We start from the raw sequence: 14,320 nt of genomic DNA on the forward strand, positions 1-14,320 counted from the left end.
GCGGACAGATGATTCTCTGCCGCCCATTCGATGGAACAAAGGCATCGGCCGGTCAACTCCGGCTAACTGCTAGCTTTCACCGGCCCAATGAAAGACCAGATTACGTGCAGGGCCACTTCCTATCTCGGCACTGTCACGCCGCACTTCTCCATGTCGCGTAGCAACCACGGTGTACTTGCCGGGCGGCAGCTGGACATAAACCAGTGGGCCTGCCTCGTTCAGCGTCAACACGGTTTGCCCTTGGGCTTTCTGAATGACCACGTCGACATCGGGAATGTATTTATTCTCCGGCCCGACCGAAAACGTCATGTGCAAGTTATAGCCAGTCGCGTACTGGATGGCCTTCGACTCATCCACGCCTATACCGCCGGACAGATAAGTAATTCCGTTTTGCTCCTGCGGTTGAACTTGCACGCCAGCGCTGTCGATTGGCTCAAGACTGGCGGCAGACGACATCACCGGGAACATCAACATGCCCACCGCGGCGATGGGCAACGCAAGGGAATGCACGTACTTCATGATCACGCCTCCCGGGCTCCATGGAACCCATTTGTCATGCCTTTTAGATTTCCTCTCGAACGCCCGGGTTTTAGATTGATTGGTACTTGGGCTCACTGCGAAATGGACTACGCGTTATATTCCTGAAGCACGACTTGCCGTCGGAGCGATCCCGCAAACCCAATCGGGCTTTCCTTCCGGCTAACCAGCCACGCCCGGCATCGCCGCCCCCACCTCCGCTGCCATCCTCTTCTGCCTGTTCATTCCTTTGCAGAAGACGCCATGAGCTCACTCAGACCCGGTAACACTCAGGATGCACAACTCGCCTCACTACTCGGCAATCTTGGAGAGCTGATTCGTGATGCACGGCAGAAGGTCCTGCGAACGGTTGACACTGTGCAGGTGCAAACCTGCTGGCAGATCGGGAGGCATATTGTGGAGTTCGAGCAAGAGGGGGCACAGCGGGCGGAATATGGGAAGCAGTTGCTGGCAACGCTGGCGAAGGTGCTGAGCGCTGAGTTTGGGAAGGGCTTCGACGAAACCAACTTGCGGAAAATGAGACTGTTTTATCAGGTGTTTCCAATTCGAGACGCACTGCGTCTCGAATTAAGCTGGACCCACTACCGCCGATTGCTGCGCATCGACAATGACCACGCTCGCCACTGGTACATGAACGAATCCGCCATTCAAAACTGGTCATCCCGCGCCCTGGAACGCCAGATCAACACCCTCTATTACGAGCGCCTGCTCACCAGCCGCGATCGACCTGCTGTGAGGCTGGAAGCCTCCACCAACATCCAGAAAATGAAAGCACACCCACGAGACTTCATCAGGGATCCGGTGATGCTGGAGTTTCTTGGCTCAACCAACGCAGGTTTGACTCAAGAAACCAATCTGGAACAAGCATTGATCCATCAGCTTCAAGCCTTCCTGCTGGAACTGGGTAGAGGCTTTGCCTTCATCGCTCGCCAACAACGCATCAGTACCGAGAGCAAAGACTTCTACATCGATCTGGTGTTTTACAACTACGTACTCAAGTGTTTCGTCATCTTCGATCTGAAGCGCGGCGAACTGACTCATCAGGATGTTGGCCAGATGGACATGTACGTACGCATGTATGACGACCTCAAGCGCGGACCGGAAGATGGCCCCACCGTCGGCATCATTCTCTGTGCGAAAAAAGATGAATCAGTGGTGCGCTACTCGGTGCTGAAAGACAACGAACAACTCTTCGCCAGTAAATACAAAACAGTCCTGCCCAGCGAAGACGAACTTCGCACTGAACTGGACCGGGAGCAGGCGGCAATCGAGGAGCGACTGCTCGATCAGATCCCCCTGTGAACACAGATGGATTGTCCACCCGCCGCACGAAGACTATCGTTGGCAGCTACCCGCAAAGGTCTGAAGCCGATGAATTTGCAGGACATGTCACTGGCCCCCACTCAAATCGAGTTACCGCTGCCAACTCCCGTTTCTGGCGAACCATTCAAAGAGCCCGCCGCAGACGGCTTCATCCTCGGCGGTTTCACCTGGCGGCACGCCTTTCAGGACCTCGTGCGCCCGGTCGTCATCATCAACGCCGCCACTTCGGTTCGCTGCCGTCACTATTCGCGCTTCGCCGACTACCTGTTCGCCAACGGCTTCGATGTCATCACCTATGACTACCGTGGCATCGGCGAGTCGCGCCCCGAATCCTTGAAAGGATTTGAAGCCTCCTGGTCAGACTGGGGCGCACTGGATTTCGAGGCGATGCTCAAGCGCGCTCAGCGCGAATTTCCCGGCCAGCCCATCGACGTCGTCGGTCACAGCTTTGGCGGCTGTGCGGCAGGCCTGGGAGCCTCAGGGCAGCTGATTCGGCGCCTGGTCACCGTCGGTGCGCAATTTGCCTACTGGCGCGACTACGCGCCCGCTCATCGCTGGAGGATGTTCGGCAAGTGGCATGTGGTGATGCCGCTGATCACCATGATCTATGGCTACTTCCCCGGAAAGCGTCTTGGCTGGCTGGAAGACACACCCGCCGGGGTGGTTCGAGACTGGAGCACGCCCACCCGCCGATATGAAACGCGGCCCAGCGGTCGCACGCTGGCCAGACAACCAGGGGCGACGATGAAAGCCAGGACACTGGCGATCAGCATCACAGACGATCCTTACGGCACGATCCCGGCCATCGAACGCCTGCTCGGCTACTTCAGTGGCGGTACGAACACCCACTGGCGAATCGCCCCCGAAGACATCGGCGAAGCAGAAGTCGGACATTTCGCCTTTTTTCGTAGCGCATACCAAGCCACACTATGGCCCATTGCATTGTCCTGGCTGCAAAGCGGTGAACTGGCCCCCGATACCCCCGGGCGGACAGTACCGCGCAGCGAGTCCTTTTAACGCACGACGGATCAAAACCATGGCCTCCGCCAACAAGCAGCAAAAACGCGCCACCCGCGCCAAAGCCAAGGCCAAGCAGAACCGCACCCAACGGGCTGCCGCGCCGGTCGAGCTGGACCCGAACGATGATCGCATCGACTTTGAATCGGTGGACCTCACCGAGCTGTTCAAGAAAATGATCGACGCTGAAAAAACCAGTCAGCAAGCCATGTGCATCGCTTTCCTTGAAGACCCATTGCTGGAACTGGTTTACGAGCAGGAAGGCGAAGAAGGCGCGATGGACTTCATCCTCGCCGCGCTGATCGAGTACCGCCAATGGTCCACCGAGGCCGATGAAGCCGGCGCCCTGGCATGGATCGAATCCCCGGCCTTCCAGGCCGACTATGTAGCGGCCTCCGACATCATCGCAGCCCAAACCCAACAGAAACCGAACTGAGTTCCCATGGCCTCCCTGAACAAGCAACAGAAACGCGCCAAGCGCGCCAAGATCAAAGCCAAACAGATCAACATCCACGGCAGAAAACCAGCCGCGCTGGACGACGATCTGGGTGAAATCGGCGAGCCGATCCCGGAATACACCCTGGCGATGTTCAGCAAGATGCGCGACGCGGAAGCTGTCGGCCGCAGTGAAATGCTCTCCGTGCTGCTGACGAACCTCGCCTTTATCATCATTGACCATCCAGAACTGCTGGACATGGAAAACGCTGACGACGAAGGCATGGCCGCCACTCACCTGGCCGCCGACATGTTGATCGACTACCGCATGTGGGCCGACGGCATGGATCGCGAAACCGCCCAGGCATGGCTGACCGACCCGCAATTCATCACCGACTTCGGTGATGCGCTGGACAGCTATCGTCAGTCGCCGGATGCGCAGGAAGAAAAGGGCGAATAAAAGCCCTCAGAAATAGAAACGGCCGCTTGTCATCACTGACAGCGGCCGTTTTTTTTACAAACCTGAAAACAACAATCAGGCAGCCGCAGCTTCCAGACGTGGAATTTCCATCCCGACCTTGGCGCTGGCGTAGCTCAGGTCACCGCTGGCGATGGATTGAGCCTTGAAACCGGCGCCGATCAGGTCGCGCACGTACAGCTTGTTGTAGATGAACATGAACACGAAGTTGCTGAGGCCGAATGTGAAGCAGGCCACGATGAACATGATCGCTGCCCACTTGATGTCGCCACGGAACAGTGGTGGCAGGAAGCCGAAGAAAAACACGGTCCACGAGAAGCCGATCGGGGCTTCCTTCATGGCTCCGGTATTAGGGTTTTTGAACACAACCGATGTAAACGCCATGCCTGTCTCTCCTTGATGCCCCAATGGGTAAGCTGAATGGCCGGGCTAGCTCCATACAGCGCTGGCTCGTGACTGCCGCGCAAACGGCAGGCGCACGCAAATGCATCTGTGACACGCATCAGATGAGGGAGCAGGCAAGAAAGGGTCGAGGGGCTTTGGCCGGGAGGGCTGGGGGCGTCGAACAATCCATGTCCTGAAACTCCATCGCATCCCGCAACAGCGAGATACACATTCGGCAGGGAGGCTACTATCTCGACATCATCGTGTCCATCAGAGAGCCGACCGATAAAGCCCCTGAATGAAAGCAAAAACGACCGCGATCATGGCTGATGGCGGTCGTTTTCGTTACATCGACAGTGTGCGTAAAGCTTAGCGCGCCACTGCGCCAACCAGTTGCTCATTGCGACGACGGCGCGCCACCAGCAAACCGGTAGCCACCACCAGAGCACTCAGCAAACCGGTCGCGAGGATCTCCACGCGATGGGCGTCCTGGAACAGCATGATGGTCAGGGCCGCGACGATGAAGACGATCACCGCGTAGGTCAGGCCCGGGAACAGCCACATGCTGAAGGCGATTTTTTCACCGCGGGCCATACGCTGTTTGCGCATGCGCAGTTGCGAGATCGCGATCACCAGGTACACCAGCAACGCAATGGCGCCGGAGCTGGCCAGCAGGAATTCGAACACGGCAGCCGGAGCCACATAGTTGGCGAATGTTGCCAGGAACGCTGCGCCCGTGGACAGCATCACCGCCCAGTATGGCGTGCCGCTTTTGTTGGTGCGCGTGGACACGGCCGGTGCATCACCGCGTTTGCCCAGGGAGAACATCATGCGCGACGAGGTGTACAGCGCCGAGTTCAGGCAGCTGGTCACAGCAACCAGTACCACGATGTCGACGATCATCTTGGCGTTCGGGATGCCCATGCGTTCAAGCACGGTCTGGTAGGAACCGACGCTGGCCAGAACCGGGTCGTTCCATGGCACCAGGGCCACGACGATGAAGATCGAAACGAGGTAGAACAAACCAATCCGCCAGATCACCGAGTTGGTGGCCTTGGAGATTTGCTTTCCAGGGTTCTTCGATTCTGCGGCCGCGATGGTCACGATCTCGGTGCCCATGAAGGAAAACATGGTCGTCAGGATCGCGCCCAGTACCGCGCCCATGCCGTTTGGCAGGAAGCCCTGGGTGTCGAAAATGTGCGAAACGCCGCTCACCTGGCTATTCGGCAGGAAACCGAAGATCGCCGCGATGCCCAGAATGATGAAACCAATGATCGCCACAACCTTGAGCAGGGCGAACCAGAACTCGAACTCGCCGTAGTTCTTCACGCTGAACAGGTTAGTGATGGTCAGCAGCATCGTGATGACCAGGGCGAAAGCCCAGATGTCCACGCCCGGGAACCAGGCGTGCAGGATGGTCGCGGCGGCGTTGGCCTCCAACGGGATCACCAGCACCCAGAACCACCAGTACAGCCAGCCGATGGTGAAACCGGCCCAGTGACCGATCGCGCGATCGGCGTATGTCGAGAAGGAGCCGGTGTCTGGCGAGGCAACCGCCATTTCACCCAGCATGCGCATCACCAACACCACCAGCATACCGGCGGCGGCATAAGCCAATAGCACGGCCGGGCCTGCTGCAGCGATCGCGTGGCCCGAGCCAACGAACAGGCCGGCGCCGATAACCCCGGCGATCGACAGCATGGTCACATGACGCGGTTTGAGCCCCTGTTCGAGGCCGTTAGAGCTTTGGGTATTGCTCATTGAAACTACCTTTGTAAGGAAAAGCGAATGCGTGCATCCCGCCGTAAATCCTCTTCTGTAAAAAGAAACCAACGGGGCGTTCCGGAATCTGCACGCAATAATTGCGCCAAAATGTTTCAAAACCCTCTAACCCGGCGATCTCACCCTGACCGGACAGTCATCGCAAGTCATTGAAAATAATGGCACTTCGCCAGAGCGTTACCCTGCGACCCACTTAAGGAACGAATCTGCGCACCGGAAACACACCCAACAAATGCTCAACGCACAATAAAAGTGCGGATCAGGAACGTTTGGCCGGTTAGCGCTTCCAACACCCCGCCAAAGCTGGCAACATCGCGCCCTTTTTTACGGGACAGCCGCGCCACATCGGGTTCAAACGGCTGTTCGGTTGATAGCAGCGCGACAGTCTGCTGTACCGATGCGACAACCTGTCACATGCCACCCGTTTACCGCCCGTAGCGCTGTTGGCTGCCATTCAGACGCTATGCTAGGTTGGCCGCCTCGCCAGGAAGGCCCGCCAACAGCAGGAGCGCAACATATATGAGGAACGCACATGGCTGAGGCCACGCCCGCGCTTGAAATCCGCAACTTGCACAAACGCTACGGACAGCTTGAGGTGCTCAAAGGCATCTCGCTGACCGCCCGCGACGGCGATGTGATCTCGATCCTGGGTTCCTCCGGTTCCGGCAAGTCCACGTTCCTGCGTTGCATCAACCTGCTGGAAAACCCGCATCAGGGCCAGATCCTGGTGGCCGGCGAAGAACTCAAGCTCAAAGCCGCCAAGAACGGCGAACTGGTCGCGGCCGACGGCAAGCAGATCAACCGCCTGCGCAGCGAGATTGGTTTTGTGTTTCAAAACTTTAATCTGTGGCCGCACATGAGTGTGCTCGACAACATCATCGAGGCCCCACGCCGTGTGCTCGGCCAGAGCAAGGCCGAAGCCATCGAAGTCGCCGAAGCCTTGCTGGCCAAGGTCGGCATCGCCGACAAGCGTCATGCGTACCCGGCGCAACTGTCTGGCGGCCAGCAACAACGCGCGGCCATTGCCCGCACGCTGGCGATGCAACCCAAGGTGATCCTGTTCGACGAACCCACCTCCGCCCTTGACCCGGAAATGGTCCAGGAAGTACTTAATGTCATCCGCGCACTGGCCGAAGAAGGCCGCACCATGCTGCTGGTCACCCACGAAATGGGTTTCGCCCGTCAGGTGTCCAGCGAAGTGGTGTTCCTCCACCAGGGCCTGGTAGAAGAGCAAGGATCGCCACAGCAGGTGTTCGAAAACCCGCTTTCGGCGCGCTGCAAACAATTCATGTCCAGCAACCGCTAACGGAGCTACCCGCATGCAGAACTACAAAAAGGTCTTCCTGGCAGCCGCCGTCACCCTGGCGTTCAGCGCCGGTGCCATGGCCGAAACCCTGAAGATGGGCATCGAAGCGGCCTACCCGCCGTTCAACAACAAAGATGCCAGTGGCAATGTCGTCGGCTTCGACAAGGAAATCGGCGACGCCCTGTGCGCCAAGATGAAAGTCGAATGCACCGTGGTCACCTCCGACTGGGACGGCATCATTCCGGCCCTGAACGCCAAGAAGTTCGACTTCCTGATCTCCTCGATGTCGATCACCGACGAGCGCAAGCAAGCCGTCGACTTCACCGACCCGTACTACTCGAACAAGCTGCAATTCATCGCCAAGAAAGACATCGACTTCAAGACCGACAAGGATGCGCTGAAAGGCAAAGTGATCGGCGCCCAGCGCGCGACACTGGCCGGCACCTGGCTCGAAGACAACATGCCTGGCGTTGAAACCAAGCTTTATGACACCCAGGAAAACGCTTACCTCGACCTGACTTCGGGTCGTCTGGACGGCATCCTGGCGGACAAATACGTCAACTACGAGTGGCTGAAAAGCGACGCCGGCAAGCCTTACGAATTCAAAGGCGACCCGGTGGAAGAAAGCGACAAGATCGGTATCGCCGTTCGCAAGAACGACCCGATCCGCGAGAAGCTGAACGTCGCACTGAAAGAAATCGTTGCTGACGGCACCTACAAGAAGATCAACGACAAGTACTTCCCGTTCAGCATCTATTGATACTGACCTGCCGGACCGGCGCCGTTTTCTGACGGCGCCGGTCCCCGGCCTTGCCTGCCGCGATTTGAAAAGAAATCCATGATTATCGACCTCTACGGATTCGGCCCGGCGCTCGCCGCTGGCGCGCTGATGACTGTGAAACTGGCACTCTCGGCCCTGTGTCTCGGGCTGGTGCTCGGTTTGCTCGGCGCCTTGGCCAAGACTTCCCCGTACAAGCCGTTGCAATGGCTTGGCGGCACTTATTCGACACTGGTACGCGGCATCCCGGAACTGCTCTGGGTGCTGTTGATCTACTTCGGCACGGTCAACCTGATGCGTGCCCTGGGCGAGTTTTTCGGCAACCCCGACCTTGAACTCAATGCCTTTGCGGCCGGCGTGATTGCGCTGGGCCTGTGCTTTGGCGCCTACGCCACGGAAGTGTTCCGCGGTGCAATTCTGGCAATCCCCAAAGGCCACCGCGAAGCCGGTGTGGCACTGGGTCTTTCGAAGTTTCGCATCTTCACCAAGCTGATCATGCCGCAGATGTGGCGCATCGCCCTGCCCGGTCTGGGCAACCTGTTCATGATCCTGATGAAAGACACCGCCCTGGTGTCGGTGATCGGCCTGGAAGAAATCATGCGTCACGCGCAAATCGGAGTGACCGTGTCCAAACAGCCGTTCACCTTCTATATGGTGGCCGCGTTCATGTACCTGGGCCTGACGATTCTGGCCATGACGGGCATGCACTTCATGGAAAAACGCGCCGCTCGCGGCTTCGCGAGGAGCACCCAATGAACTGGGAAGTCATCATCAAGTGGCTGCCGAAACTGGCTCAGGGTGCAACGCTGACCCTGGAACTGGTGGCCATCGCCGTGATTGCCGGCCTGTTGCTGGCGATTCCGCTGGGCATCGCGCGTTCGTCGCGCCTGTGGTGGGTACGGGCATTTCCCTACGGCTACATCTTCTTTTTCCGTGGCACGCCGCTGCTGGTTCAGCTGTTCCTGGTCTACTACGGCCTGGCGCAGTTCGATGCAGTCCGTAACAGTTCGATGTGGCCGTACCTGCGCGATCCATTCTGGTGCGCCACGGCGACCATGACCTTGCACACCGCGGCCTACATCGCCGAGATCCTGCGCGGTGCGATCCAGGCGATTCCACCGGGCGAGATCGAAGCGGCGCGGGCGCTGGGCATGTCCCGGGCCAAGGCGCTGTTCTACATCATCCTGCCCCGTGCCGCCCGCATCGGCCTGCCGGCGTACAGCAACGAAGTAATCCTGATGCTCAAGGCCAGCGCGCTGGCCAGTACCGTGACCCTGCTGGAACTGACCGGTATGGCTCGCACCATCATTGCCCGGACGTATTTGCCGGTGGAGATCTTCTTCGCCGCAGGCATGTTCTACCTGCTGATGGCTTACGTACTGGTTCGCGGCTTCAAGCTGCTGGAGCGCTGGTTGCGCGTCGATGCCTGCCAAGGGCGTTGATTCCCACGTGTTGACGGGCGAGGCCCTGCTCGCCCGCTTCATGGCGCTGGATGCTTTTCTGATCGAGCATCAGACGCTGTGGAAGCCTCGACCGTTCACTCATCTGCAACTTCCTTGGGAAGCGTCCTACCCGGAGCTGGCTGAATGGCTACGCGGGCGGTCGCTGGAAGACGCGGAAAACAGTCATAACCAACCTTGTCTGCTGGATGCGCCGGAACCGTTTGCTTCGCTGGCGGCGCTATCCCTTGAGCTGGGTTCGGTGGGTGAGCTGCCGGCACACACACTGGAGACCGCAGGGCATCGGTTGAATGTCGATGTGCCGGGGCGCAAGTGGCAGCAGATCGAAGCGTTTGCCAGTCGGTTGTCGTTTGCTGCGCCACCGATGCATTGGCTGGATTGGTGTTCGGGTAAAGGCCACTTGGGTCGACGCCTGCTGCAAACCGGTCAGCAGCTCACGTGCCTGGAACATGATCCTGCACTGGTGCTAGGCGGTCAGGCGCTCAGTCAGCGCCATCAACTGCATGCGCTGCATGTCGAGCAGGACGTGCTGGCGCCTGGCGCCGCCTCTTTGCTGAACGCCGATCACACACCGGTCGCACTGCATGCCTGTGGCGATCTGCATGTGCGATTGATCCAGCTCGCCAGCGCCGCCGGGTGCAAACAAATGGCCATTGCGCCGTGTTGCTATAACAGGATCAGTCTTCCTGCATATCAGCCAGTTTCCGCTGCCGGTTTGCGCTCCGACCTACAGCTGTCACTCGACGATCTCTCACTCCCGATGAGCGAAACCGTTACCGCCGGTGCCCGCGTCCGACGTCAGCGCGACACGTCCATGGCCCGACGCCTGGCTTTCGACCTGCTGCAACGGCAACTGCGCGGTGTTGATGAGTACCTGCCCACGCCTTCTCTGCCGAGCGCCTGGCTGGACAGATCATTCGCCGACTACTGCCACCATCTGGCCGCATATAAAGAGTTATCCACAGTCGGCCCGCAAGACTGGTCAGCGCTCGAAGCCGCCGGTTGGCAGCGACTGGCCGAAGTACGCAATCTGGAGCTACTGCGCGGACTTTTCCGACGTCCGCTGGAGCTTTGGCTGAACCTTGATCGAGCACTTTTCCTCTCTGAGCAGGGTTATGCCGTTCGCCTCGGCACTTTCTGTGAAACCCCACTCACGCCGCGTAACTTTCTGTTGCTGGCGGAACGCGCCTAAAACAGCCACAGCCTGTGGATAACTCTGTTGATGAAATATCGTGGATCCAATGTTTACGCCTGTTTCAGGGCTGAAACCAAACTGTTCAATTTTCGTACACCCGAATAAAAAACCGGAAAAACAGGCATTTGCGAGAAAATGAGACTGGATCCACATTTTCGATCTTAACCGCGTGCATCGCCTTCCCCGTTGTGCATAAGCATTAATTCAAAAGAACATAAACGCCCCGGAAATCCTCAACTATCTTTGCCAAGCGTCAGAATACTCTGACGTCAGGGACAGCAAGGAGCTGGGAAAACATGAGCACATTGAACAGTGCACAGGAAGCCGTCGATACCGTCGCCAACGAAGCCATTGTCGCTGCGCTGCAGCAAACCTTCGCGGTAGGCGGCGCCATCATCAACAACGCAACGGGCGAGGTCATCGCCGCGCTGCACAACAACGTGCTGATGCCTTTCCCTGGCGGCGGCACGACTTACTTTCTACCCCACGACCCGACCGCCCACGGCGAACGACAGTTGGTGGACTGGTACTACGAAAACGTCGCGCCACTGAACCTGCCACCGCCCAATCAACTGACCGTCGTCACCACGCTCGACCCGTGCGCCATGTGCGCCGGTTCGCTGCTGACCGCAGGATTCAACGTCGCCGTCAGTGCGATCGATGACTACGCGGGTATCAACTACAACAGCCAGTTCACCTTTCCATCGCTGCCGCCGCAGATCCGCCAGCAGGCGCAGAACACCTGGGGCTATTACGCGATTGCAGCGCCAGTCAGCCGCGCCTATCAGGGCTCGAACAGCCCGGTGTTCGGCGGCCAGACCATCGATTCGGCGGCGTACTTCCTGTGCAGCTCGATCTTCTCCGCCAGCGTCAACACAGTGCGCGACGCCAGCAACAACAGCGGCCTGCCGCCGGATCAACTGCAAAACCCCGCCACCCTGCCGGCCAACAGCAAAGTGCGCCAGGCACTCACGGCGCTCAGCCCATTCGCACTGACCGTGCAATCGGCGAACCCACGGGATCCCGGCGCGGAACTCGCGCCTCCCCTGCTGAAAACCGCACAGCAAAGCACGGTGTTCAACTCAGTGGCGCTGATCGACCCGTTCGGCAACCTGCTGGTGTGCCTGGGAGGCGTCGAGAACCAGTCGCCGATTCGTACAGCGTTCATGGAAACGACCCGCAGCTATGCGGTCATGCGCTGGACCCTGATGAACGACCCCGATCCGGCAGTTCGCGCTGAAGCCGGGCTTTACCTGACCCATCCAAAGTACGGCACCTTCGTCTTCCTCTATGCACCCGATCCAACAACACCTCAGGCCGTAATGACCTTCGGCGCCTACGGTTCGACCATGGAAGGCCCAGTGCCGCAGAGCTATCCGTCCAACCTGCAATACGTGCTGTTGCCGGGCAACACCACCGCGCAAGCGTTGTCGACACTGGCCCAGAACCTGCCGCCGTTCTATACGCAAAGCGTGCAAGTGGCGCCTGCGCAGGTGCTGAGTCAGGACCTGATCAACGCGGTTAAAAACGGCGTGTGATGCTTCATTGGCCAGCCCCACAGATGCGTCTGTGGGGCTGGTCTGAAGGCTGCGTAAAAATAGTCTGAATTCAGGGGTTTACAGAACCAACCCAATCGCTATAATCGTCGCCCTAACACGCCGGTATAGCTCAGTTGGTAGAGCAACTGACTTGTAATCAGTAGGTCCCGGGTTCGACTCCTGGTGCCGGCACCACATTAGGCTCCATTGCATTCCATCGAATGCTCTGGAAGCCCCGAAAACCCGCCCTTTGGCGGGTTTTTTCGTTCCAGGACCCTCTGTCGGGATCCAATAAAATCCCCCTTCGCCGAGGGTATGTTAGGGGTACTGCGATTTTCCGGTCAGGAGCGCGTACCCCTATGCCACGTCTAGCGATCCCTCTCAGCGACCTGCAATGCCGCACGGCCAAAACCCGCGAACGCGCCTACAAACTGTTCGACGGCGGCGGCATGTACCTTTTCGTCAAACCCAATGGCGTGAAGACCTGGCGCTTGAAGTACACCAAGCCCAGCGGCAAGGAAGGTACGCTCATCATCGGCAATTACCCCATCGTTACCCTTTCCGTCGCACGACGTAAGCGAGACGAAGCCAAGGCGTTGCTGCTAGACAACCTCGACCCAATGGAAGAAAAGAAGAAGGCCAAGATCGTAGCCCAGCGGGCGGCACTGCTTTTCGAAACCGTTGCCCTGGAGTGGCACGCTGATATGTCCCGCCGCTGGACCGAAGGACACGCGAAAACCGTAATGAGCCGACTGCGCACCCACGTCTTCCCGCTGATCGGCCAACGACCCATCGCTGAGCTCGATACCCACGACCTTCTAGAGATCACCCAGCGCATCAAGGAACGCGGCACCATGGATGTCGCGTTAAGGGTACAGAACTACTTATCCACCATCATGCGCGGGGCCAAAAGGGCTCGGCAGATCACCATGAATCCTGCACTGGATCTGGCAGGCTCGATTCACGCGCCGCGCACAGTCCATCGCCCGGCCCTATCCCTCAACCGCCTACCCGAACTGCTACACCGTATCGACAACTACAACGGCCGCGAGCTGACGCGCCTTGCCGTCCTGCTCACGCTGCATGTATTCGTCCGCTCCAGCGAACTGCGCTTCGCGCGATGGAGTGAGTTCGACCTCCAACGCGCCATGTGGGAAATCCCCGATACCCGCGCGTCGATTGAAGGGGTACGCAACTCCACCCGCGGGACCAAGATGAACGGCGACATTCAAATGGTTCCGCTATCGCCGCAGGTCATCGAAATACTGGAGCGCCTGCGCAGCCTCAGTCGCTTTTCAGAGTTGGTGCTACCGGGCGACCACAAGTACTGGAAGCCCATGTCCGAGAACACGGTGAACACCATGCTCCGCAACGTCGGCTATGACACCAGCAAGGACGTGTGCGGCCACGGCTTCAGGACCATGGCCTGTAGCGCCCTGCTGGAGTCCGGGTTATGGACCGACGCAGCCATCGAAAGACAAATGAGCCACAAGGAACGCAACCGCGTGCGCGCCGCGTATATCCACAAGGCCGAATTCCTCGAACAGCGCAGGCTGATCATGGCGTGGTGGAGCAACTACATCGACGCCAACCGCCATGGGCATGTGACACCCCACGAATTCGCTCACCCAGTCGGCGACAACATCACGGCCCTACAAAATAGCCGTGGCGCATCCAAACGTGGGTAAGCCTGTGAGATCACCGTTGTCCGCCCTTCCACGCGGGTCCATCCAAGCGGGGCTGCAAAGCCGCCCTGCTTGGATGGACCTCATTTAAAAAATCTAAAGCCCACGCAAATTGTCTGTGGAAAACCATAGATTTCCACCGGTGGATAATTTCATCCACAGCCGCAGAATTCCCGAAAATTCGAGCCTTGACCCAAATTATCCACAGGCGTAGAAAAGATCGGGCAAGTGCTGTCGTTGACAGCAACCCAGGTAGCCAGAACCTCTAAGGCTACGCCACACCGTGGTGGTTCTCCCAAAGTGCGATTAGCGTCCGGCGGCTCGCACGCTCACAGCGATGTGATGGATGCCTACTTTTACCAGTGTGCCCACTGCGGCAACTCATACCCTTTCATAGCTGCC

Annotated in this window: 14 protein-coding genes and 1 tRNA gene; 12 read left to right on the forward strand and 3 right to left on the reverse strand. The window is 58.6% G+C overall.

Annotation, left to right across the window (positions count from 1 at the left end):
* Positions 1-69 precede the first annotated feature (69 nt).
* Positions 70-519 (reverse strand): hypothetical protein, encoded by a 450-nt coding sequence (locus PMI32_RS26075; RefSeq protein WP_008024956.1) that lies wholly within the window; start codon positions 517-519, stop codon positions 70-72.
* A gap of 261 nt (positions 520-780) precedes the next feature.
* Between PMI32_RS26075 and PMI32_RS26070 the strand changes: the two genes are divergently transcribed.
* The 4 genes from PMI32_RS26070 (at position 781) to PMI32_RS26055 (ending at position 3,772) form a co-directional block, all read left to right on the forward strand.
* The gene (locus PMI32_RS26070) at positions 781-1,839 is read left to right on the forward strand and encodes a PDDEXK nuclease domain-containing protein (protein ID WP_008024958.1); all 1,059 of its coding nucleotides are present in this window, start codon (positions 781-783) and stop codon (positions 1,837-1,839) included.
* A 69-nt stretch (positions 1,840-1,908) separates the two neighbouring features.
* Positions 1,909-2,877, forward strand: a complete 969-nt coding sequence (locus PMI32_RS26065; RefSeq protein WP_008024960.1) for an alpha/beta hydrolase family protein — start codon at positions 1,909-1,911, stop codon at positions 2,875-2,877.
* A gap of 19 nt (positions 2,878-2,896) precedes the next feature.
* Positions 2,897-3,313 (forward strand): hypothetical protein, encoded by a 417-nt coding sequence (locus PMI32_RS26060; RefSeq protein WP_008024962.1) that lies wholly within the window; start codon positions 2,897-2,899, stop codon positions 3,311-3,313.
* A 6-nt stretch (positions 3,314-3,319) separates the two neighbouring features.
* Positions 3,320-3,772: a hypothetical protein gene (locus PMI32_RS26055; RefSeq protein WP_008024964.1), complete on the forward strand. Its 453-nt coding sequence runs from the start codon at positions 3,320-3,322 to the stop codon at positions 3,770-3,772.
* 75 nt (positions 3,773-3,847) lie between these two features.
* Here PMI32_RS26055 and PMI32_RS26050 read toward each other — a convergent pair whose 3' ends face one another.
* Complete coding sequence (locus PMI32_RS26050) at positions 3,848-4,174, reverse strand: hypothetical protein (RefSeq protein WP_008024966.1); 327 nt, start codon at positions 4,172-4,174, stop codon at positions 3,848-3,850.
* Positions 4,175-4,543: 369 nt separating this feature from the next.
* Positions 4,544-5,935, reverse strand: a complete 1,392-nt coding sequence (gabP, locus tag PMI32_RS26045) for a GABA permease (protein WP_008024968.1) — start codon at positions 5,933-5,935, stop codon at positions 4,544-4,546.
* A gap of 553 nt (positions 5,936-6,488) precedes the next feature.
* Here gabP and PMI32_RS26040 point away from each other — a divergent pair.
* The 8 genes from PMI32_RS26040 to PMI32_RS26005 all read left to right on the forward strand — a co-directional run bounded on the left by PMI32_RS26040 (position 6,489) and on the right by PMI32_RS26005 (position 13,921).
* On the forward strand, positions 6,489-7,262 hold the full coding sequence (locus PMI32_RS26040) for an ABC transporter ATP-binding protein (RefSeq protein WP_007897462.1): 774 nt from the start codon (positions 6,489-6,491) through the stop codon (positions 7,260-7,262).
* A gap of 13 nt (positions 7,263-7,275) precedes the next feature.
* Positions 7,276-8,022 carry an ABC transporter substrate-binding protein gene (locus tag PMI32_RS26035; protein ID WP_008024971.1) on the forward strand — a complete coding sequence of 249 codons (747 nt, stop codon included), beginning with the start codon at positions 7,276-7,278 and terminating at the stop codon, positions 8,020-8,022.
* A 78-nt stretch (positions 8,023-8,100) separates the two neighbouring features.
* Positions 8,101-8,796, forward strand: coding sequence for an ABC transporter permease (locus PMI32_RS26030; protein WP_008024973.1), 696 nt, complete (start codon positions 8,101-8,103; stop codon positions 8,794-8,796).
* The gene (locus PMI32_RS26025) at positions 8,793-9,482 is read left to right on the forward strand and encodes an ABC transporter permease (protein ID WP_008024975.1); all 690 of its coding nucleotides are present in this window, start codon (positions 8,793-8,795) and stop codon (positions 9,480-9,482) included. The genes PMI32_RS26030 and PMI32_RS26025 overlap by 4 nt, the downstream gene beginning before the upstream one ends.
* A complete protein-coding gene (locus PMI32_RS26020) occupies positions 9,463-10,692 on the forward strand; it encodes a methyltransferase (RefSeq protein WP_008024977.1) in 1,230 nt (409 codons plus the stop codon). The genes PMI32_RS26025 and PMI32_RS26020 overlap by 20 nt, the downstream gene beginning before the upstream one ends.
* A gap of 299 nt (positions 10,693-10,991) precedes the next feature.
* Positions 10,992-12,233, forward strand: coding sequence for a nucleoside deaminase (locus PMI32_RS26015; RefSeq protein WP_008024980.1), 1,242 nt, complete (start codon positions 10,992-10,994; stop codon positions 12,231-12,233).
* Between the two features lie 119 nt (positions 12,234-12,352).
* Positions 12,353-12,428: transfer RNA gene (locus PMI32_RS26010), tRNA-Thr, on the forward strand.
* A gap of 164 nt (positions 12,429-12,592) precedes the next feature.
* Entirely contained in the window at positions 12,593-13,921 is a 1,329-nt protein-coding gene (locus PMI32_RS26005; RefSeq protein WP_008024981.1) for a tyrosine-type recombinase/integrase, read from the forward strand.
* Positions 13,922-14,320: the final 399 nt, after the last annotated feature.

It is taken from the genome of Pseudomonas sp. GM60, from assembly GCF_000282415.1.
Lineage (GTDB): Bacteria > Pseudomonadota > Gammaproteobacteria > Pseudomonadales > Pseudomonadaceae > Aquipseudomonas > Aquipseudomonas migulae.